Source organism: Pseudomonas putida (genome assembly GCF_001976065.1).
Classification (GTDB): Bacteria; Pseudomonadota; Gammaproteobacteria; order Pseudomonadales; family Pseudomonadaceae; genus Aquipseudomonas; species Aquipseudomonas serbica.
In genome coordinates this window covers 255,044-274,675 of sequence record NZ_MNAH01000006.1, presented here as the reverse complement: position 1 = coordinate 274,675, position 19,632 = coordinate 255,044, and the positions used below count along the sequence as shown (strand labels likewise).

12 protein-coding genes and 1 pseudogene are annotated in these 19,632 nt (G+C 60.4%); 7 read left to right on the top strand and 6 right to left on the bottom strand.

All coding sequences use genetic code 11. The features are described 5' to 3' along the window. Window positions 1-17: 17 nt before the first annotated feature. On the bottom strand, window positions 18-1,760 hold the full coding sequence (locus BKX96_RS21470; RefSeq protein WP_046819904.1) for a potassium/proton antiporter: 1,743 nt from the start codon (window positions 1,758-1,760) through the stop codon (window positions 18-20). 300 nt (window positions 1,761-2,060) lie between these two features. On the opposite strand from BKX96_RS21470, the gene BKX96_RS21465 reads away from it, so the two are divergent. From BKX96_RS21465 to BKX96_RS33590, 4 genes and pseudogenes are all read left to right on the top strand, one after another. Beyond that, on the top strand, window positions 2,061-2,291 hold the full coding sequence (locus tag BKX96_RS21465) for a hypothetical protein (protein ID WP_046819963.1): 231 nt from the start codon (window positions 2,061-2,063) through the stop codon (window positions 2,289-2,291). Continuing rightward, window positions 2,288-2,587: a cell division protein ZapA gene (locus tag BKX96_RS21460; protein ID WP_046819903.1), complete on the top strand. Its 300-nt coding sequence runs from the start codon at window positions 2,288-2,290 to the stop codon at window positions 2,585-2,587. The genes BKX96_RS21465 and BKX96_RS21460 overlap by 4 nt, the downstream gene beginning before the upstream one ends. 100 nt (window positions 2,588-2,687) lie before the next feature. Next, window positions 2,688-3,761: pseudogene (locus BKX96_RS33595) on the top strand (HAMP domain-containing protein); the annotation flags it as partial. A gap of 18 nt (window positions 3,762-3,779) precedes the next feature. Beyond that, on the top strand, window positions 3,780-4,625 hold the full coding sequence (locus BKX96_RS33590) for a methyl-accepting chemotaxis protein (RefSeq protein WP_410454543.1): 846 nt from the start codon (window positions 3,780-3,782) through the stop codon (window positions 4,623-4,625). Window positions 4,626-4,740: 115 nt separating this feature from the next. Here the strand turns inward: BKX96_RS33590 and BKX96_RS21450 are convergent, their stop codons facing one another. Together BKX96_RS21450 and putA are read right to left on the bottom strand one after the other, a co-directional pair. After that, a complete protein-coding gene (locus BKX96_RS21450) occupies window positions 4,741-6,543 on the bottom strand; it encodes an acyl-CoA dehydrogenase (protein ID WP_077185425.1) in 1,803 nt (600 codons plus the stop codon). 257 nt (window positions 6,544-6,800) lie between these two features. After that, window positions 6,801-10,751, bottom strand: a complete 3,951-nt coding sequence (gene putA, locus BKX96_RS21445) for a trifunctional transcriptional regulator/proline dehydrogenase/L-glutamate gamma-semialdehyde dehydrogenase (protein ID WP_077185424.1) — start codon at window positions 10,749-10,751, stop codon at window positions 6,801-6,803. 463 nt (window positions 10,752-11,214) lie between these two features. Between putA and putP the strand changes: the two genes are divergently transcribed. From putP to BKX96_RS21430, 3 genes are all read left to right on the top strand, one after another. Further along, the gene (gene putP / locus BKX96_RS21440; RefSeq protein ID WP_046819899.1) at window positions 11,215-12,699 is read left to right on the top strand and encodes a sodium/proline symporter PutP; all 1,485 of its coding nucleotides are present in this window, start codon (window positions 11,215-11,217) and stop codon (window positions 12,697-12,699) included. A 418-nt stretch (window positions 12,700-13,117) separates the two neighbouring features. Beyond that, window positions 13,118-13,447 (top strand): hypothetical protein, encoded by a 330-nt coding sequence (locus BKX96_RS21435; protein ID WP_077185423.1) that lies wholly within the window; start codon window positions 13,118-13,120, stop codon window positions 13,445-13,447. A gap of 142 nt (window positions 13,448-13,589) precedes the next feature. Beyond that, window positions 13,590-14,426 carry a 23S rRNA (adenine(2030)-N(6))-methyltransferase RlmJ gene (locus BKX96_RS21430; RefSeq protein WP_077185422.1) on the top strand — a complete coding sequence of 279 codons (837 nt, stop codon included), beginning with the start codon at window positions 13,590-13,592 and terminating at the stop codon, window positions 14,424-14,426. 120 nt (window positions 14,427-14,546) lie between these two features. Here the strand turns inward: BKX96_RS21430 and msrA are convergent, their stop codons facing one another. From msrA to BKX96_RS21415, 3 genes are all read right to left on the bottom strand, one after another. Then, window positions 14,547-15,194, bottom strand: a complete 648-nt coding sequence (gene msrA / locus BKX96_RS21425) for a peptide-methionine (S)-S-oxide reductase MsrA (protein WP_046819897.1) — start codon at window positions 15,192-15,194, stop codon at window positions 14,547-14,549. 62 nt (window positions 15,195-15,256) lie between these two features. Beyond that, window positions 15,257-17,950, bottom strand: coding sequence for a putative bifunctional diguanylate cyclase/phosphodiesterase (locus tag BKX96_RS21420; RefSeq protein WP_077185421.1), 2,694 nt, complete (start codon window positions 17,948-17,950; stop codon window positions 15,257-15,259). 263 nt (window positions 17,951-18,213) lie between these two features. After that, window positions 18,214-19,608, bottom strand: coding sequence for an alkaline phosphatase D family protein (locus tag BKX96_RS21415; protein ID WP_077185420.1), 1,395 nt, complete (start codon window positions 19,606-19,608; stop codon window positions 18,214-18,216). Window positions 19,609-19,632 lie beyond the last annotated feature (24 nt).

The window sequence follows — 19,632 nt, the reverse complement described above, 5'->3', positions numbered from 1 at the left end:
GAGACGAAGAATGGAGTTTAGAGGAAGAGTCCCGGACCCGGGCGACTTCCTTCGGGGAATCTGACGCCCACTTTGCCGATCTTGTTCCCGTCCATGACCGCGACGGTCCAGATGGTGTTGTTCCATTCCACCTGGTCACCGACCACGGGTGCACCGCCTACCTTCTGGGCAATGAAGTGCCCCAGCGACATGCTCGGATCGATACCTTCGACCTTCAACCCGTACAGGGCAGCAACCGCGGCCAGCTGGGCGTCTCCCTCGAGTACGAAGTCGCCGAAGAAACGCAAATCGAGGCCGCGCTGAGGTGCCTGGCTGAACAGTTTTCCGAGGGCCGCCAGGTTGTGTTCATGGCCGATGACACACAGCAAATCATCGACTTCGAGCACCGTACTACCCGACGGATGGAGCAGTTGCTGGCCACGAAACAGGGCGGCGATGCGCGTGCCTTCCGGCATTTTCAGTTCGCGAAGGGGCGAGCCGATGCACCATTTTTCGGCGCCGAGACGATAAACGAACAGTTCCCACTCGCTGGTGACGTGCACTTCCAGGGCCGAGCGGGAGATCGGAGCCGGCTCGGGCGGCACGGTCACCTTCAATAACTTGGCGATCCACGGCAGGCTTGTGCCTTGCACCAGCAGCGACACCAGCACGATGAAGAAGGCGAGGTTGAAGTACAGTTGGGCATTGGGCAGGCCCGCCATCAGCGGGAACACCGCCAGAATGATCGGAACCGCACCGCGCAGCCCAACCCAGGAAATGAACGCCTTCTCGCGCCCGTGAAACGCCTTGAACGGCAGCAGGCCCACCATCACCGACAACGGCCGGGCAAACAGGATCATCCACAGCGCCAGGCCCAGCGCCGGCAACGCAATCGGCAACAGGTCGTGGGGCGTGACCAGCAGCCCCAGCACCAGGAACATGCCGATCTGCGCCAGCCAGGCCATGCCGTCGAGCATGTGCAAAATGCCATGGCGGCTGCGCACCGGCCGGTTACCGATGACCAGGCCGCACAGGTACACGGCCAGGAAGCCGCTGCCATGCAGGGCGTTGGTCAGGGCGAATACCACCAGGCCGCCGGCAATGACCAATATCGGATAGAGACCGGTGGCCAGGTTGATCCGGTTGACCAGTTGCAACATCAGCCAGCCACCGCCGAGGCCGATCACACCGCCGATGCCGAACTCGCGCAGCAGGTGAGTCAGCAGGCTCCAGTGCAGGCCGGTCTGGCCACTGGCAAGCATGTCGATCAGGGTCACAGTGAGGAACACCGCCATCGGGTCGTTGCTGCCGGATTCGATCTCCAGGCTGGCCGTCACCCGTTCGTTCAGGCCTTTGCCACCCAGCAGCGAAAACACCGCCGCGGCGTCGGTGGAACCGACGATGGCGCCGATCAGCAGGCCCTGGATCAGGTTCAGGTCGAACAGCCAGGCCGCGGCCATGCCGGTCAGCCCGGTGGTGATCAACACCCCGACCGTGGCCAGCGAAAGCGCCGGCCATAACGCCACGCGGAAACTCGACACGCGGGTACGCAGGCCGCCGTCCAGCAGGATCACTGCCAGTGCCAGGTTGCCGACCAGATAGGCGGTGGGGTAGTTGTCGAAGATAATGCCGCCGCCATCGACGCCGGCCGCCATGCCCACGGCCAGGATGATCACCAGGATCGGGATGCCGAGGCGGGACGAAAGTGAACTCACCAGAATGCTTGCACCTACCAGCAACGCGCCGATCAAGAACAGGCTGTTGATGGTCGTCGCATTCAAAGGCAGTACTCCGGAAGGCTGGAAAGCGGGCACAAACTGACCATGCAGTCTGCGTGCCAGTGATTCTAACCTGTTGAAATGTGATGCTGTCAAAAAGCTTTGCAGGGTTACCCGGCTGACGCTCGGTGATTTCCACCAGGGCGACGAAGTGCAGGAACCAGATTGTCCAATCACAGTCTCTACAGTTCGCGAGAATGGTCACTGGTCAGGAAAATCAAGGCCTTGCGCCTGTATAACCCTGGCATCCACGGTGACTTTTCTTTATCGTACGCGCCCTTTGAAAACGCCCGGAAAATCAAAATGTTGGAAGCATCCCTAAGCCAATTGGAACAACTGGTCAGCGATCTGGTGCAACAGAACCAAGCGTTGGTCGGTACCAACCAGGCCCTGAGCGCCGAACTGGCCCAGGCCAAGGACGAAAACGAAAGCCTGCAACTGAGCCTGATGGAACAGGAAGAGAAACAAGGCGCCACGGTGGCACGCATCCAGGCTTTGGTTGAGCGCGTCAGCGCTGGCCCTGTCAACGCATGAGTTACGGCCCAGGTGTGAAAGTCGTCTCGATCCTGGGGGAAGACTATTCGATCAAGGCACCGGCCGGGGAAGAACAGACCCTGTTGGACGCTGCGTTGATGTTGAAGGCTGCCCTGGCCGACACCAAAAAGAAGTACCCGACCCTGATCGGTGACCGACTGCTGGTGCTGGCGGCGATGAATCTGTGTTCCCAGCAGATCGAAATGCAAAAGCAGCACAAGCAGGAACTCGACCGTTACCAAGAGCAAGTCAGCGCCACGGTTGAAGTGATCTCCAAGACGATCAATCAGGCCTGATCGGCTTTGCGCACAACCAAAGAATAAATTGTCGGTTTAGTTGTATACAATCGGCACGGCTGTTGCAGTGTTTCAGCCTCTTATTCTTTGGGGGTGCTCCATGCAGTTCTGGCGACGCAGTATTCAGTGGCAGTTGATCCTGAGCATGGGCACCGCCCTGCTGGTCAGCATTGTGATCGTGGTTGGCGTGTATACCCTGGTAGTCAACCGCCTGGCCCAGCGCTATCTGGTCGAACAGGCACTGCCGTCGAGCATCGAAGCGATGCGCAACGACATCGAACGCATCCTCGTTCAACCCCTCACCGCCGCCAAGGACATCGCCAGCAACAGCATGGTGCGCGACTGGCTGGCCGCGGGTGAAGACAGTGCCCAGGCTGGCACCTTCACCACTTACCTTGAAGGCGTGCGCGCCGAACACAAAGCCTTTACCGCGTTGATGGTCGGAACGGCGTCCAACCACTATTTCAACGAAAAAGGCCTGGACCGGACCCTCAGTCGTTCCAATCCCAAAGACGCCTGGTTCTATGCGTTCCTCGACAGCGACCAGCCGCGTACCCTCAATATCGACAATGACTCGGCCACCGGAGAATTGGCGCTGTTCATCGACCTTAAAGTCGAGAAGGCCGGGAAAGTCGTGGGCGTTGCCGGGCTGGGCCTGAGCATGAAAGAGCTGTCGGAGCTGATTCACAACTTCAGCTTCGGTGAGCGTGGCAAGGTCTATCTCGTGCGTTCCGACGGTTTGATCCAGGTACACCCCGAGGCGCAATTCAGTGGCAAGCGCACGTTGGCGGAGCAGGTTGGTGCCACGGCAGCCCAAGCGGTGATGGGTCAAAATAACGCCACCCACAGTAGTTTTGTGCGTGAGGGCGAAGATTATCTGGCGTTGAGCTTGCCGCTGCGCGATCTTGGCTGGACCCTGGTGGCCGAAGTGCCACAATCGCAAATCTACGCCGAGGCCCGTCGCGCCATGTGGATGAGCGGCGGTATCGGCCTGGCGGTGGCACTGGTGTGCCTGTTGCTGGTGGTATTGCTGGCCCGTGGGTTGGTACGGCCGATTCGTCAAGTAACAGCGGCGCTGGTGGCCATCGGTAGCGGTGGTGGAGATTTGACCCATCGGCTGGATTCCAGCCGCGCCGACGAGCTGGGCGATCTGGCTCGCGGGTTCAATCGGTTCCTTGAAAGCCAGCGCGAAATGATCAGTGAAGTGCTGGCCACCAGCGACCGTTTGCGTACCGCTGTCGGCCAGGTAGCGCGGGTGGTGGACAACACCGCCGAGCGTTCCGGGCGCCAGCAGGAGATGACTGACATGGTCGCCACCGCTGTCCACGAAATGGGCCTGACCGTGCAGGAAATTGCGCAAAACGCCGGCAACGCGGCCGTCGCTTCGCAAAACGCTCGGGACGAAGCCATGCAGGCGCGGGAAGTGGTTGGCGGTTCGATCCGCCACATTGAAAGCATGTCCGACGAAATCGGTGTCGCCGCCAGCGCCGTGGGCGAGTTGGCCAATCAGGTGGCATCGATCGATCAGGTGTTGGCGGTGATTCGCGGGATTTCCGAACAGACCAACCTGCTGGCGCTCAACGCCGCCATCGAGGCCGCGAGGGCCGGGGATATGGGACGCGGGTTTGCGGTGGTGGCCGATGAAGTGCGCACCTTGGCTCGACGTACCCAGGCGTCCACCGATGAGATTCAGCAGATGATCGGCAGCCTCAAGCAGGGAGCGGAAAATGCGGTGTCGTCGATGCATTCCGGGCAAGCAGCTACAGGCACGGGCGTTGAGTCGAGCCAGCGTACCGGAGCATCTTTGACGGCGATTACGGGGCAGGTGGAACGCATCAGCGACATGAACCACCAAGTGGCGACGGCCACGGAAGAGCAGTCGGCGGTGACCGAGGAGATCAATCGCAACGTGCAGGGAATTTCCGATCTGGCGCGGGCGACGGCGGGGGAGGTCAGGGCATGTCGGGAGGATTGCCAGACGTTGCAGCGGTTGGCGGATGACCTGGCTCGGCAGATGGGTGGGTTTCGTCTGAGCTGATGGGTTGTCGGTGCGGGCCTCTTCGCGAGCAAGCCCGCTCCCACAGTGGATCGCATTTCAACTGTGGGAGCGGGCTTGCTCGCGAATGGATTTCAGCTGCACCTCAAGACTTGGATCAGAACCACTCATCCTGCATGCCCAGGCAAACATCATCCCGCGCCTCAAGAATCGCCAGCTCATGATGGCAACCCGGCACTTCCCACGTCAGGAAGTAGCGCGCCGCCTGCAGCTTGCCTTTATAGAAGCTCACATCCGCCGTATTGCCCTTGGCCAGCCCTTCCTCGGCGCGAATCGCCTGTTCCAGCCAGCGCCAGCCAATCACCATGTGGCCGAACACTTTCAGGTACAGCGCCGAATTCGCCAGGCTAGTGTTGACCTTGCCCTGGGCCAGATCGGTCAGCAAGCCAATGGTCACGGTATGCAGGCGCGCCACCAGCTTCTCCAGTGGTTCTCGCAATGGGGTCAGCGATTCATACGCCTGCGCGCGTTCGGCGGTGTTGGCGATCAGGCGGGTCAGTTGCTTGAGTCCCGCACCGCCGTTCTGTGCCAGTTTGCGACCCAGCAGGTCCAGCGACTGGATGCCGTGGGTACCTTCGTGGATCGGGTTGAGGCGGTTGTCGCGGTAGTACTGTTCCACCGGATATTCGCGGGTATAGCCGTGGCCGCCGAGGATCTGGATCGCCAGCTCGTTGGCCTTCAGGCAAAACTCCGACGGCCAGGATTTGGCGATGGGCGTCAGCAGGTCCAGCAGCTCATGGGCCTGCTTGCGTTCGGTTTCGGTCTCGAGGGTGGTGGTGTCGTCGAACAGGCGGGCGGTGTACAAACCCAGGTCGAACGAGCCTTCGACGTAAGCCTTCTGGGTCAGCAGCATGCGTTTGACGTCGGCGTGCTGGATGATCGCCACCGGCGCGGTATTTGGGTCCTTGCTGTCCGGCACGCGACCCTGCGGACGCTCGCGGGCGTACTCCAGCGAATACAGGTAGCCGGCGTAGCCAAGCATCACCGCGCCCATGCCAACGCCGATCCGCGCTTCGTTCATCATCTGGAACATGTAGCTCAGGCCGTGGTGCGGCTTGCCCACCAGATAGCCGACGCACTCACCGTTATCGCCGAAGTTCAGCGCGGTGGACGTGGTGCCACGCCAGCCCATCTTGTGAAACAACCCTGCCAGCAGCACGTCATTGCGTTTGCCGAGGCTGCCATCATCGTTGACCAGGAACTTGGGCACGATGAACAGCGAAATGCCTTTCACCCCGGCGGGTGCATCCGGCAGCTTGGCCAGGACCATGTGCACGATGTTTTCCGACAGCGGATGATCGCCGCCGGAAATGAAGATCTTGTTGCCCTTGAGTCGATAAGTGCCGTCCGGCGCAGGCTCGGCCCGTGTACGAATGTCCGACAGCGATGAACCTGCATGGGGCTCGGTCAGGGCCATGGTGCCGAAGAAACGCCCGTCGATCATCGGTTGCAGGAAGCGGCGCTTCTGCTCTTCGGTGCCGAAACTTTCGATCAGGTTCGCCGCGCCCATGGTCAGGAAGGGGTAGGAAGTCGTCGCCGCGTTGGCTGATTGAAAGTGTGCGAAGCAGGCCTGTGACACTAATGTCGGCAGTTGCATGCCCCCGACATCGAAACTGCGCGCGGCATTGAGAAAGCCGGCTTCGAGGAAGGCATCCACCGCCGGTTTCACTTCCGGAATCAGGATCGCCTTGCCGTCCTCATAGCGCGGCTCGTTCTCGTCGCCCTTGCGGTTGTGCGGCGCGAAGAACTTCTCGGCAATGTTTCGGGCGGTGCCGAGTGCGGCATCGAAGGTTTCGCGATTGTGTTCGGCGAAACGCTCACGCTGGGTCAGGCCCTCGGCATCGAGGACTTCATACAGCTCGAAAGCCAGATTGCGGGAACTGAGCAGCGTCTCGGACATGGCGGCCTACCTTTTTATTGGGATGGGCCGAGTCTAGTTCGGTGAATTAACGCTGAATAGCATGATTGATGAGCGTGATAGTCGGGCAGCGCAGCGACTTAGCCAACACCACAAACCAAATGTGGGAGCGGGCTTGCTCGCGAAAGCGGTGTGTCAGAAACATTGAAGTCGACTGACACTCCGTCTTCGCGAGCAGGCTCGCTCCCACAGGGATTGTTGCTGAGCCAGGCAGTTATTACAGGTGCCTGGCCTCGGTTTTAACCGATCGTCATCAGACTGGCATTGCCCCCCGCCGCCGCGGTATTGACGCTCAACGCCCGCTCGATCACCAGGCGCTCCAACGCAATGTTGGTCTCACCCTGCGACAGACCCTGAACCCCAACGATGGCGCCGGCACGCTTGGCAACCTGCTGGCACACCGCGCGCAACTGGTCGGAATGGCCGTGATGCAGAACCGCATCAATCACCACTTCGTCTTTGTTCCAGTCGGACACCAGCTTGATGCGTGCCTGAATGTCTTTCGGCAGACGGGCGAACAAGGCCTTGGTCAGCTCGGCTTCCGGCCATACCGCTGAACCGCCGACAGCCAATACCGCCGCCAGTTGCGTCAGCAGGTCGCCTTCGACTTCCGCCAGGCACAGCACGTGCTCGCGCGGCAGGATCGCATAGCTGTTGCGCTCGCCGGTCGGGCCGGCCAACACGCGGGTGATACCGCTTTGCGATTGTGCGGCGAACTGCACGCACAGGGTGCTCAGGTCGGCGAACTTGTTGCTGTCGGCCCAGGCTTTCAGGGCCGTCAGCGGTTTGCTCATGGCGTCGCGCAGACGAACGTCCGGTGCGGCAATCGCGTCGCCACGGGCGAAGGATTGTTCGATCGCATCGGTAGGACGGGTCGACAGCAGGCGGTACAGGTACAGCGGGCCACCGGCTTTCGGGCCAGTACCCGACAGGCCTTCGCCGCCGAACGGTTGTACGCCGACCACGGCACCCACGATGTTGCGGTTCACGTAGACGTTACCGGCATTGACGTTGTCGATCACCTTGGCGATGGTCTCGTCGATGCGGGTGTGTACGCCCAGCGTCAGACCGTAGCCGGAGGCGTTGATCTGGGCGATCAGTTGATCGATGTCCTTGCGCTTGTAGCGCACCACGTGCAGCACCGGGCCGAAGATCTCCCGTTGCAGTTCGTCGAAGCTTTCCAGTTCGATCAGCGTCGGCATCACGAAGGTGCCGCGTTTGACTTCTTCGGCGTCGGCGATGGCCACCTGGTACACGCTGCGACCTTTGTCGCGCATGGCCTGGATGTGCTTCTCGATGCCAGCCTTGGCTTCGGCGTCGATCACCGGGCCGATGTCCACGGACAGGCGCTCAGGGTTGCCGAGGCGGCTTTCAGCCATTGCGCCCTTGAGCATTTCGATCACGCGGTCGGCGGAATCTTCCTGCAGGCACAGCACGCGCAGGGCCGAGCAACGTTGGCCGGCGCTGTCGAAGGCCGACGACACCACGTCGATCACCACCTGTTCGGTCAGTGCCGAAGAGTCGACGATCATCGCGTTCTGGCCACCGGTTTCGGCGATCAGCGGAATCGGACGACCCTGACTGTCGAGGCGACCGACAATGTTGCGTTGCAGCAGGCGCGCCACTTCGGTGGAGCCGGTGAACATCACGCCTTTGACGCGATCGTCGCCTACCAGGCCGGCACCGACGGTTTCACCGCGACCCGGCAGCAGTTGCAGCACGCCTTCCGGAATGCCGGCTTCGAGCAGCAGACGCACGGCTTGCGCCGCGACCAGCGGCGTTTGTTCCGCAGGCTTGGCCAATACAGGGTTACCGGCGGCCAGCGCAGCAGCCACTTGGCCACTGAAGATCGCCAGCGGGAAGTTCCACGGGCTGATACACACCACCGGACCCAGCGGGCGGTGAGCGTCATTGGTGAAATCGTTGCGTGCCTGCACCGCGTAATAACGCAGGAAGTCCACGGCTTCACGCACTTCGGCGATGGCGTTGGCGAAGGTCTTGCCGGCTTCGCGAGCCAGCAGGCCCATCAGCGGCTGGATCTCACCTTCCATCAGGTCGGCGGCGCGTTCCAGGATTGCGGCGCGTTCGGCCGGCGGGGTGGCCTGCCAGATCGGTGCGGCGTTCAAGGCGCACTGAATCGCGTTGTCGACGTCTTCGACGGTCGCTTCCTGTACATGGCCGACCACGTCACGCAGGTCGGACGGGTTCAGGACGGGTGCCGGGGTTTCGCTGCTGGAGGCGCAACCGAGCATCGGCGCCGCTTTCCAGTGGTTGTGCGCAGTGGCCAACAAGGCGCAGGACAGGGACGCCAGGCGATGTTCGTTGGCCATGTCGATGCCGCTGGAGTTGGCGCGCTCGGAACCGTACAGGTCACGCGGCAGCGGAATGCGCGGGTGCGGCAGGCCGAAGCCACCTTCCACGGTCGCCATCTGCTCGATGCTGGCTACCGGATCGGCCACCAGTTCCTGGATCGAAATCGACTGGTCGGCAATACGGTTGACGAACGAAGTGTTCGCGCCGTTTTCCAGCAGGCGACGTACCAGGTACGCCAGCAGGGTTTCGTGGGTGCCGACCGGAGCGTACACGCGGCACGGACGGTTCAGCTTGCCTTCGGAGACTTTGCCTACAACCTGTTCGTACAGCGGTTCACCCATGCCGTGCAGGCACTGGAACTCGTACTGGCCCGGGTAATAGTTCTGACCGGCGATGTGATAAATGGCCGACAGGGTGTGGGCGTTGTGCGTGGCGAACTGTGGGTAGATGACTTCCGGTACCGACAGCAGTTTGCGCGCGCAAGCGATGTAGGAAACGTCGGTGTACACCTTGCGGGTGTAGACCGGATAGCCTTCCAGGCCTTCGACCTGGGCGCGCTTGATCTCGCTGTCCCAGTACGCGCCTTTTACCAGGCGGATCATCAGGCGATGACGGCTGCGGCGAGCCAAGTCGATCACGTAGTCGATCACATACGGGCAACGCTTCTGATAAGCCTGGATGACGAAACCGATGCCGTTCCAGCCAGTCAGTTGTGGCTCGAAGCACAGGCGCTCGAGCAGATCCAGCGACAACTCCAGGCGGTCGGCTTCTTCGGCGTCGATGTTCAGGCCGATGTCGTAGTGCTTGGCCAGCAGGGTCAGCGACAGCAGGCGCGGGTACAGTTCGTCCATCACGCGCTCGTACTGCGCACGGCTGTAGCGTGGGTGCAGGGCGGACAGCTTGATCGAGATGCCAGGGCCTTCATAAATCCCACGGCCGTGGGAGGCTTTGCCGATCGAATGGATGGCTTGTTCGTACGAGGCCAGGTACTTCTGTGCATCGTGCTCGGTCAGTGCCGCTTCACCGAGCATGTCGTAGGAGTAGCGGAAACCCTTGGCTTCGAACTTGCTGGCGTTGGCCAGGGCTTCGGCAATGGTTTCGCCGGTGACGAACTGCTCGCCCATCAGGCGCATGGCCATGTCGACGCCCTTGCGGATCATCGGCTCGCCGCTCTTGCCGATGATGCGGCTCAGGGAAGACGTCAGGCCGGCTTCATTGTGCGTGGACACCAGCTTGCCGGTCAGCAGCAGGCCCCAGGTCGCCGCGTTGACGAACAGCGACGGGCTGTTGCCCAAGTGCGGGTGCCAGTTGCCGGTGCTGATCTTGTCGCGGATCAGGGCATCACGGGTGCCTTTGTCCGGGATGCGCAGCAGCGCTTCGGCCAGGCACATCAGTGCCACGCCTTCCTGGGACGACAGGGAGAATTCCTGCAAGAGGCCTTGGACGATCCCGGCACGTCCGCCAGCGCTCTTCTGGTTGCGCAGTTTTTCAGCAATCGAGGCGGCGAGCTTGTTAGTGGCTTCGGCCATCGGCGCCGGCAGGCGTGCCTGCTCGATCAGCATCGGTACCACTTCCGGCTCGGGGCGACGGTAGGCGGCGGTGATCGATGCGCGCAGGACCGATTGCGGCAGGATGCTTTCGGCGAATTCGAGGAAGCACTGGTGGGCGTGATCCAGAGGCGCGTCGACGCTGTCGTCGGAATCCTTGGTCAAACCGTTCAGCTCGGACAGGGTTGCACCACCCTCGAGTTTTTCCAGGTAATTGAAGATTGCCTGCTTGATCAGCCAGTGCGGCGTGCGATCAATCGAGGTCGCGGCAGCCTTGAGGCGTTCGCGGGTCGGGTCGTCAAGTTTGACCCCAAGGGTGGTGGTAGCCATGTTTTTATCCTCATGTTTGCCACGACTGCGTGGCATCAGCTGGCGGCAAGATTAGCCGCGCACTGAGAGAGGTGCAACCGGGTGCAACCCTTTTTTTGTCGGAATGTTACGCAGCTCGTCAGGAAAAAATTTCTGGTACGCAAGTGCCGCTTCTGCTTGGTGCTTTTTGAGTTGGCTGAGCGTCGCCCTTGCTCCGAAAAGGAGCAAAAAACCGGGTTTCAAACTTTTTTCCGACTGGGTGCAACTTATTCTGGAGAAACTGGTTGCACCTTATTTGCTTTGTTGAATAGCATTCGCGCCCTAGGTGCAACCCGAACTTTGGTTCAGGTGCTCCGGCTGATGGCTTTCCTGGGGAAACATCAGTCATAAATGCGCGGGAATCCGGATCGTCTGTCAAACGTATGCGTTTGCGAGCGGTTCACCAGCCGCCGCTACATAAAAACAAAGCCAGGGCGTCACTTAAATGAGCGTAAGCAATCCAACCCTGATCACGTTCGTGATCTACATCGCAGCAATGGTGCTGATCGGCTTGATGGCCTATCGCTCCACCAACAACCTTTCCGACTACATCCTGGGCGGCCGTAGCCTGGGTAGCGTGGTGACCGCACTGTCCGCCGGTGCCTCCGACATGAGCGGCTGGTTGCTGATGGGTTTGCCCGGCGCTATCTATATGTCCGGTCTATCCGAAAGCTGGATCGCCATCGGCCTGATCGTCGGCGCTTACCTGAACTGGCTGTTCGTCGCCGGCCGTCTGCGCGTGCAAACCGAGCACAACGGTGATGCACTGACCCTGCCGGACTACTTTGCCAGCCGTTTCGAAGACAAAAGCGGCTTGCTGCGGATCATTTCCGCCGTTGTGATCCTGGTGTTCTTCACCATCTATTGCGCTTCCGGCATCGTGGCCGGCGCCCGTCTGTTCGAAAGCACCTTCGGCATGTCCTACGAGACTGCGCTGTGGGCCGGTGCTGCGGCGACGATTGCCTACACCTTCGTCGGCGGTTTCCTGGCGGTCAGCTGGACTGACACCGTACAAGCGACCCTGATGATCTTCGCCCTGTTGCTGACACCGATCATCGTGCTCTTGGCCACCGGTGGCGTCGACACCACGTTCCTGGCCATCGAAGCGCAAGACGCCAGCAACTTCGACATGCTGAAAAACACCACGTTCATCGGCATTATTTCGCTGATGGGCTGGGGCCTGGGCTACTTCGGCCAGCCGCACATCCTGGCGCGTTTCATGGCGGCCGATTCGGTGAAGTCGATCGCCAACGCCCGTCGCATCTCCATGACCTGGATGATCCTGTGCCTGGGCGGTACCGTGGCGGTAGGCTTCTTCGGGATCGCTTACTTCTCGGCACACCCTGACGTGGCCGGTCCTGTGACCGAAAACCACGAGCGCGTGTTCATCGAGCTGGCGAAAATCCTGTTCAATCCGTGGATCGCCGGTGTCCTGCTGTCGGCCATCCTCGCGGCGGTCATGAGCACCCTGAGCTGCCAATTGCTGGTGTGCTCGAGCGCCCTGACCGAAGACTTCTACAAGACCTTCCTGCGTAAAACCGCTTCCCAGGTTGAACTGGTCTGGGTTGGCCGTGCCATGGTGCTGCTGGTTGCCCTGGTGGCCATCGCTCTGGCGTCTAACCCGGAAAACCGCGTACTGGGCCTGGTGAGCTACGCCTGGGCTGGCTTTGGTGCTGCATTCGGCCCGGTCGTACTGATCTCCGTGATCTGGAAAGACATGACCCGCAACGGCGCACTGGCCGGTATCCTGGTCGGCGCGATCACCGTGATCGTCTGGAAGCACTTCGAACTGCTGGGCCTGTACGAAATCATCCCTGGCTTCATCTTCGCCAGCCTGGCGATCTACATCGTCAGCAAGCTGGGCACGCCGACTGCCGGCATGCTGCAGCGCTTTGCTGCGGCCGAGGCGGATTTCCGTCTGAACAAGTGATGGGGATGAGCTGAGGCTCTGACCTGCCGCAAAAAACGGCCCGTCTCCTGCAGGAGACGGGCCGTTTTTTTTAGGGGCGTCAGGCTTACGAAATTTCCGGGCAAGGTCCTAGGACGTTTCCTTCAAGACGTAGCGGTTTCCATGAACTGGTGGTGCTGGGGTTTCATGGATAGTCTTTGGTAGTCACTGACAATTCAGTGGTGGGGTGTAGGAACCCGTTAAGACCAAGAAACGCTTTGGCGTCGACACTGATTTGCGGCCACTAACGTGCACCCGTAAGATCTGTTGCGGCGGCTGTGCGCGGGCACGCTTCGGCGTGGTCGAGTTCTCTGGTCTCGATATTCCTACCCCGCGTATGGCTGCCACCCAAGCCCGTAGGAAGGCCGATGGTAGCCCCGCTTCTACCAGAGGATAAAATATGAAAGCCATTCATCCCGATCCACCCTACGAAAAGCCGATCCCCCATCCCGACAACCGCTTCATGGCATTGACCAGCAACTGCACCGACATGCCCACGCTGTTCGTCGACACCCACGCGCCACTCGATATCCTCACCGACGCCGCAAACTACAGAATCCGCGCAGTAACCCAAGTCCTTGAAAACCTGTCCATGCGCGGCTCCATCGAGTGCGAGTCTTTTATCCTCAGCGACTTTGCCTTGCTCTGCGCCATTCCGTTGCGCGATGGCTGCGATGTGCTGGATGTTGTTGGACGGCGGTTGCGGGCGCGGCCTTCGACGGGAGCGTAGGTATTCAACAAGTTCAAGATCAAAAGATCGCCGCCTTCGGCAGCTCCACAGGGGGGAAGTGGGGTGGGTTGGCCACTCAGCCGCGAGCCCCTGACTTGCCGCCCAGTAAAAGGTAAACTTGCCGGCCTTCGCAGGAGCAACCATGAATTATCGCCACGCCTTCCATGCCGGCAATCACGCCGATGTGTTCAAACACCTGACCTTGACCCGCCTCATCGCCCTGATGTCGCGCAAGGAGCAGCCGTTTGCCTATCTCGATACGCACGCCGGCATTGGTCTGTACGACCTTCAAGGCGATCAGGCCAGCCGTACCGGTGAGTACCTGGAGGGCATCGCGCGTTTGTGGGATCAGCCGGATCTGCCGATCCTGACCGCTGATTACATGCAGGTGCTGCACGAGATGAACCCGGATGGCCAATTGCGCTATTACCCGGGGTCGCCGGAGTTGGCGCGGCGCCTGACTCGTCCGCAGGACCGTGTGTTGCTCAACGAGAAGCATCCGGAAGATGGCTTGTTGCTCAAGGACAACATGGCCGGTGATCGGCGGGTCAAGGTGCATCTTGGCGAAGGCTGGCATGTGCCGCGGGCGTTGCTGCCGGTGCCGGAGAAGCGGGCGGTGATGTTGATCGATCCGCCGTTTGAAAAGCTCGACGAGATGCAGCGCTGCGCGGCGTCCTTGAAAGAGGCGGTTGGGCGGATGCGCCAGACTGTGGCGGCGATCTGGTACCCGGTGAAGGATCAGCGCGCGTTGCGTCGCTTCTATCAAGATTTGGCTGGTACCGGTGCGCCGAAGTTGTTGCGCGTGGAGTTGCTGGTGCATCCGCTGGATACGCCGAACAGCCTGAACGGTTCTGGCCTGGCGATTGCCAATCCGCCGTGGGGGCTGGAGGAAGAGTTGCGTGAGCTGCTGCCGTGGTTGTCCGAGAAGCTTGTGCAGACCCAGGGCGGGTGGCGGATGGATTGGTTGATTGCCGAATAAGGCGATGATCGTTCCCACGCTCCGCGTGGGAATGCCTCATGTGACGCTCTGCGTCACGCTTTTGGGACGCGGAGCGTCCCTGGCTGCATTCCCACGCGGAGCGTGGGAACGATCAAGCGGTTAGATCGGGCAGGTCACGCCAGTACCGCCAATCCCGCAATAGCCTTCCGGGTTTTTCGCCAGGTACTGCTGGTGATACGCCTCGGCGAAGAAGAACGTCGGTGCTTCGTCGATTTCGGTGGTGATGATGCCTTTACCCGCCTTGGTCAGTTCGACCTGGAACACCTGCGCGCTTTTTTTCGCGGCTTCCAGCTGGGTCGGGTTGGTGGCGTAGATCACCGAGCGGTACTGGGTGCCGAGGTCATTGCCCTGGCGCATGCCCTGAGTCGGGTTGTGCAGTTCCCAGAACATCTTCAGCAGCGCTTCGTAGCTGACCTTTGCCGGCTCGTAGACCACCAGCACGACTTCGCTATGACCGGTCAAGCCAGAGCAGACTTCTTCGTAAGTCGGGTTCGGGGTGAAGCCGCCAGCGTAACCCACGGCCGTACTGACCACGCCTTCACGCTGCCAGAACCTGCGTTCCGCGCCCCAGAAGCAGCCAAGGCCGAAGATCGCGAAATCCACGTCCATCGAGAACGGGCCCAGCAGTGGGGCGTCGTGGACGAAGTGTTTTTCCGGCACGGTCATGGGAGTTTCGCGGCCAGGCAGAGCTTGTTCTTTAGTAGGGAGCACGTTTTTGTTCACCAGAATTTCCGAGCGCAGAACCATCTTCAGTCCTCTCAGTCATTGAAATAGTTAGAGATGCAGTGTGCCCGAGTGTTGCCTCGCTGTCAGGCGATCGGGCCGCGCGGATAGCGTTTGAGCCTGTCGATCAGGTCGAGGCCCGGGATCGGTTTGTCGAACAGGTAGCCCTGGCCAACGTCGCAACGGTGGCGACGCAGGAAGGCTAGCTGTTCGGCTGTCTCGATGCCTTCAGCCACGACCTTGAGTTTCAGGTTGTGGGCCATGGCGATCACTGCGGAGGTGATTTCCATGTCGTCCTGGTTATCCGGGATTTCATGAATGAAGCTGCGATCGATCTTGATGATGTCGATGGGGAATTTTTTCAAGTAGCTGAGCGATGAGTAACCGGTGCCGAAGTCGTCCATCGCCAGGGTCAGGCCCAGGCGCTTGAGCTGGTCGAGTTGCAGGTGAGTGTCTTCGGTGGCTTCCAGCAGCAGGCCTTCGGTCAGTTCCAGCTCCAGCAGGCGCGACGGCAGCGCTTCTTCCTTGAGGATGTTGGCAATGGACGCCACCAGGTCCGGGTCGGAGAACTGTTTGGGTGACAGGTTGATGGCCACTTGCAGGTTGCCCAGGCCGGCGGCGGTCAGCGCCTTGCTCATGCGGCAGGCCTGGCGGGCGATCCATTTGCCAATCGGAATGATCAGACCGGTTTCTTCCGCGACGCTGATGAACTGGTCCGGGCGGATCATGCCTTTTTCCGGGTGATTCCAGCGCAGCAGCGCTTCCATCCCCAGCAGGCGTCCGCTGCGCAGGCAGAGCTTGGGTTGGTAGAACACGTCCAGTTCGTTCTGGGTCAGGGCGCGACGCAGGTTGTTCTCGACGAACAGTTTGTAACTGGCCTCGGCGTTCAGGGCTTCGGTGAAGACCTGCACCTGATGTTTGCCGTTGGCCTTGGCCTTGTGCAGGGCCAGCCCGGCGTTGCGCATCAGGGTTTGCGGGTCACGGCCATGCAAGGGCGCACAGGCCAGGCCGACCGAGCCGGTCACGCTGATCAACTGGTTGTCGACGAACATCGGTTTGTCGAGGGTCGTGAGCAGTTGGTTGGCGACCTGCTGCCCGAGTTCAAGGCCCGTGTTGTCGAGCAAGACCGCGAATTCGTTACTGGCGAATCGCGCCAGGCTGCCCCCCGGGTTGAGGCTGTTACGCAGGCGCCGGGCCAGGCTGATCAGCAGTTTGTCGCCGGTCTGATGGCCGAGGCTGTCGTTGATCCGCTTGAAGTTGTCGATGTCCACCAGCAACAGGCTGATCGGTGCGTCGCTGTCGCGGGCGAAGCGTTCGTCGAGGTTGCGGATGAAGGCCGGGCGGTTGCCGAGATTGGTCAAGTTGTCGGTGTAAGCCAAGCGCTCGATGCGCTGCTGGGCAAGCTTGGTCTGGGTGATGTCTTCGTAGATGCCGATGTAATGGGTCAACTCGCGGTTGTCGCCATAGACCTTGGATATCGACAATTGGCCCCAGTAGGGTTCGAGGTTTTTCCGGCGGCTCTTGAATTCGCCTTGCCAACTGTTGCTTTTGGCCAGCGCGGAGGGCGCGTCGAACAGCAGTTCACTGAGGTTTTCCAGGGCCGGCAGTTCCGCCAGGCGCTGGCCGTGCACTTCTTCGGTGGTGTACTGGGTAATCGCCGTGAAGCTCGGGTTGACGTACTCCACGATGCCGTCGCAATTGACCAGCAAAAAGGCATTGGCGCTTTGCTCGACCGCCCGCTGGAACAGATGCAGGGCGCTGGTGGCGGTGCGACGGTTGTGATTGCTGATGACCTGGGCGAACTGATCCGCCAGTTCGCCGGCGAAAGCGATTTCGTCCGACTGCCAGGCGCGGGTCGCACCGGTTTGTTCCAGGCACAGCACGCCAACCACCTGGCCGTCGACGCGGATGCTGGCATCGAGCATCGCGTTGACATCCCGCGGACGCAGGCTTTCGGCCATATCCCGGGTACGCGGGTCGCGCATGGCATTGTGGGCGTCGATGGCGCGGCCGGTATGCAAAGCGTCGAGGTAATCGGGAAAAATGCTGACGTCGATTGGCGCCGGCAACAGGTATTCCTGGGTCGAGCGATGGTAGGCCGAGATGGGCGCAAGCATCGAGCCTTCCAGATGCCATAGGCTGGCGCAGTCGATCTGGTAAATCTCGCAGGCACTGCGGGTGATCAGTTCGGCGGCTTCCTGCAGGGAGTTGTTGCTGCTGTAGCGCTGGCGGGTCAGCAGCAGGATCAGGTCCTGTTGGGCGCGCACCCGGTCCAGATGCTGCAGTTGTTCCTGCTGGGCGCGCTGATTGAGCTCCAGGGCGATTTGCAGGCGCGAGTTCTGGGTTTCGAGGTCCAGCGCCGGCAGCAACGGGTCATCTTCGAACAGGCCGTCGATGACCAGCAGGTATCCGCGCAGCAGGTGGCGATTGTGTTGTTTGTAGGCTTCGCCCATTTCCAGCAGGTTCAGCGAGCCAGAGGCGGTGTGCAAGGTGTAGCGGATCAGGTAGTGAGTGCTCTCGCTCAACTGCGCCTGAATCGCATCATGCAGCTGATAGCGAGCTTGCGGCTCCATCAGGCTGGCGTAGGGCGAGCCGACCAGGGCGCACAGTTCCACGGCCGGCAGGCCAAACTGGCGTTCGCAGTTGGGGTCGAGAAACAGCAGCGCCCAGCTTGGTTCGTTCAGCCGTTCGAAACGCAGCATGCCGAGCCGCGAGGGCACAGGCAACTGCGTCACTACCTCGGCCACCATACGGCTGGCGGCATCGGGTTGGCTTTTCATGGAGGGAAACTCGCTTCGAATATGCTGATCGCGCCGGGCTCTCGCCCTCTTTACTATTGCGTGCGGCAAGGTTGCATCATTGCGACACTGACTGACAAGAGACATGAAGGCCAAGTGCTATAAGAATATGTCGGCAGCAGGGACGATTTCTCCAGCACTCGACTGAAAGATTGTATTGAGGCGAAAAGATCGCAGCCTGCGGCAGCCTCTACAGGGGTTGATGCACACCCGCAGGAGGCTGCCGCAGGCTGCGATCTTTGCTTTTAATGCAGCGTGATGGCGATCGATTGCAAAAGGTTGCCATCCCTGTCGTGATAACGCACATGAACACGTTCCGAATCGACGACCAGGTGCGCGAAGTTATCCTGGCTGATCACCTCGCTGGTCAATTCGTGTCGGTAATCCCCCGCCGCGGTTCGGGCCAGGGGTTGATCGAGGATGAAGGTGGAGGCCTTGGCATAGGGCAACAGTTTACTGTTGCACAGGGGCGAGGAGACGATGGTATGCACGTCGAATCTCGGGTCCATGCTGTGGCTCAGCCGGCTGGTCATTGAGCCGTGCACGTCGCCTGAAACGAAGAAGACATTCTTGACCGCGTGTGCGCGAATCGTTTCCAGCAGCCGTAGCCGTTGTTCGGGAAAGCCCTGCCAGGCGTCATTGTCCGGGCGTTTGCTGTCGGGGTAGAACATCACGCTGGTGACCACGAATTTAACCCGCGCCGAACTGTTGATCAGCCATGTGCACAGGGCCTGTTCCTGTTCGATATCGAGGATGCGTCGGTCGCTGGGCGCAAGATTGCGTCGGGTGCGGGTGTCGCTGACAAACCACTCGATATCGCCGTCGGTGAACAGGTACCAGTATTTGTCGAGCTTCCTGTTGATTTGCCCATCGGCGCTGAGTTCGTGCGCCGGGCCATGGCTGGCCTGGTACAACTCATAAGCATTTATCGCATTAGCATATAGACAGTCATCGGACTTGCTTCTGTTGGCCGGCCAATTGTCTTCGATCTCATGATCATCGAGGATCATATAAGTTGGCAGGGCTGACATTAACTTGGCAATGTGTGGCTGTGAAAAGGCCACGCGATACTTGTGAAGAATATCCTTGAGTTCGCGGTCCGGGGCAATGAGGTTCAAATCATCGACATAGATCTGGTCACCGGTCATCAACATGGCGCTGACAGGTGGATCGGCCTGTTCGACCAGTCTTGATATTGTCGCGAACATCCTGTCGCCCAGATGCGGGTCTGCCGCTATGCCAGCGGTGAGTCGCAGATACCGGCAAGAGCCCACGACATAGGCCTTCGGTTGTGTCGCCTGGCTTGAGCGGGTGCGCAGGCGATGGATCTGTCCCGGCCACTGCAAGGGCAGCGCCTGGGGTGTATCGACAAAGTGCACAGGGTTCATCGGATTGAACCAGCCGGCCTGATATTCATGCACGGTGTCGGCCGCAAGGTCATTGAGAACCAGGACGGCAGACATGTCACGGGCTCTCTCAAGTTCAGCAAAAATTCCGGTTGACCAGTCCTCTTCACCCAGTCGCCGATAGCGAATGCCGGCAAATGCACGGGCGTCTTTGTTGGCTTCTCCTCGCAAAAAGATACGTGCATGGTTAGTTGTGGTGTGGCCAATGATCGGCCCGACTGTTGGTTTGAACATGTTCGAATCCATTCGGTTTGTATT

Excerpts from the sequence above, each read along its gene's own strand:
- BKX96_RS21430 (WP_077185422.1), top strand. The coding sequence starts at position 13,590 with ATGAATTATCGCCACGCCTTCCATGCCGGCAATCACGCCGATGTGTTC.
- putA (WP_077185424.1), bottom strand. The coding sequence starts at position 10,751 with ATGGCTACCACCACCCTTGGGGTCAAACTTGACGACCCGACCCGCGAA.
- BKX96_RS21450 (WP_077185425.1), bottom strand. The coding sequence starts at position 6,543 with ATGTCCGAGACGCTGCTCAGTTCCCGCAATCTGGCTTTCGAGCTGTAT.
- msrA (WP_046819897.1), bottom strand. The coding sequence starts at position 15,194 with ATGGTTCTGCGCTCGGAAATTCTGGTGAACAAAAACGTGCTCCCTACT.
- BKX96_RS21415 (WP_077185420.1), bottom strand. The coding sequence starts at position 19,608 with ATGTTCAAACCAACAGTCGGGCCGATCATTGGCCACACCACAACTAAC.
- BKX96_RS21435 (WP_077185423.1), top strand. The coding sequence starts at position 13,118 with ATGAAAGCCATTCATCCCGATCCACCCTACGAAAAGCCGATCCCCCAT.
- BKX96_RS21420 (WP_077185421.1), bottom strand. The coding sequence starts at position 17,950 with ATGAAAAGCCAACCCGATGCCGCCAGCCGTATGGTGGCCGAGGTAGTG.
- BKX96_RS21465 (WP_046819963.1), top strand. The coding sequence starts at position 2,061 with ATGTTGGAAGCATCCCTAAGCCAATTGGAACAACTGGTCAGCGATCTG.
- BKX96_RS33590 (WP_410454543.1), top strand. The coding sequence starts at position 3,780 with ATGATCAGTGAAGTGCTGGCCACCAGCGACCGTTTGCGTACCGCTGTC.
- BKX96_RS21460 (WP_046819903.1), top strand. The coding sequence starts at position 2,288 with ATGAGTTACGGCCCAGGTGTGAAAGTCGTCTCGATCCTGGGGGAAGAC.
- putP (WP_046819899.1), top strand. The coding sequence starts at position 11,215 with ATGAGCGTAAGCAATCCAACCCTGATCACGTTCGTGATCTACATCGCA.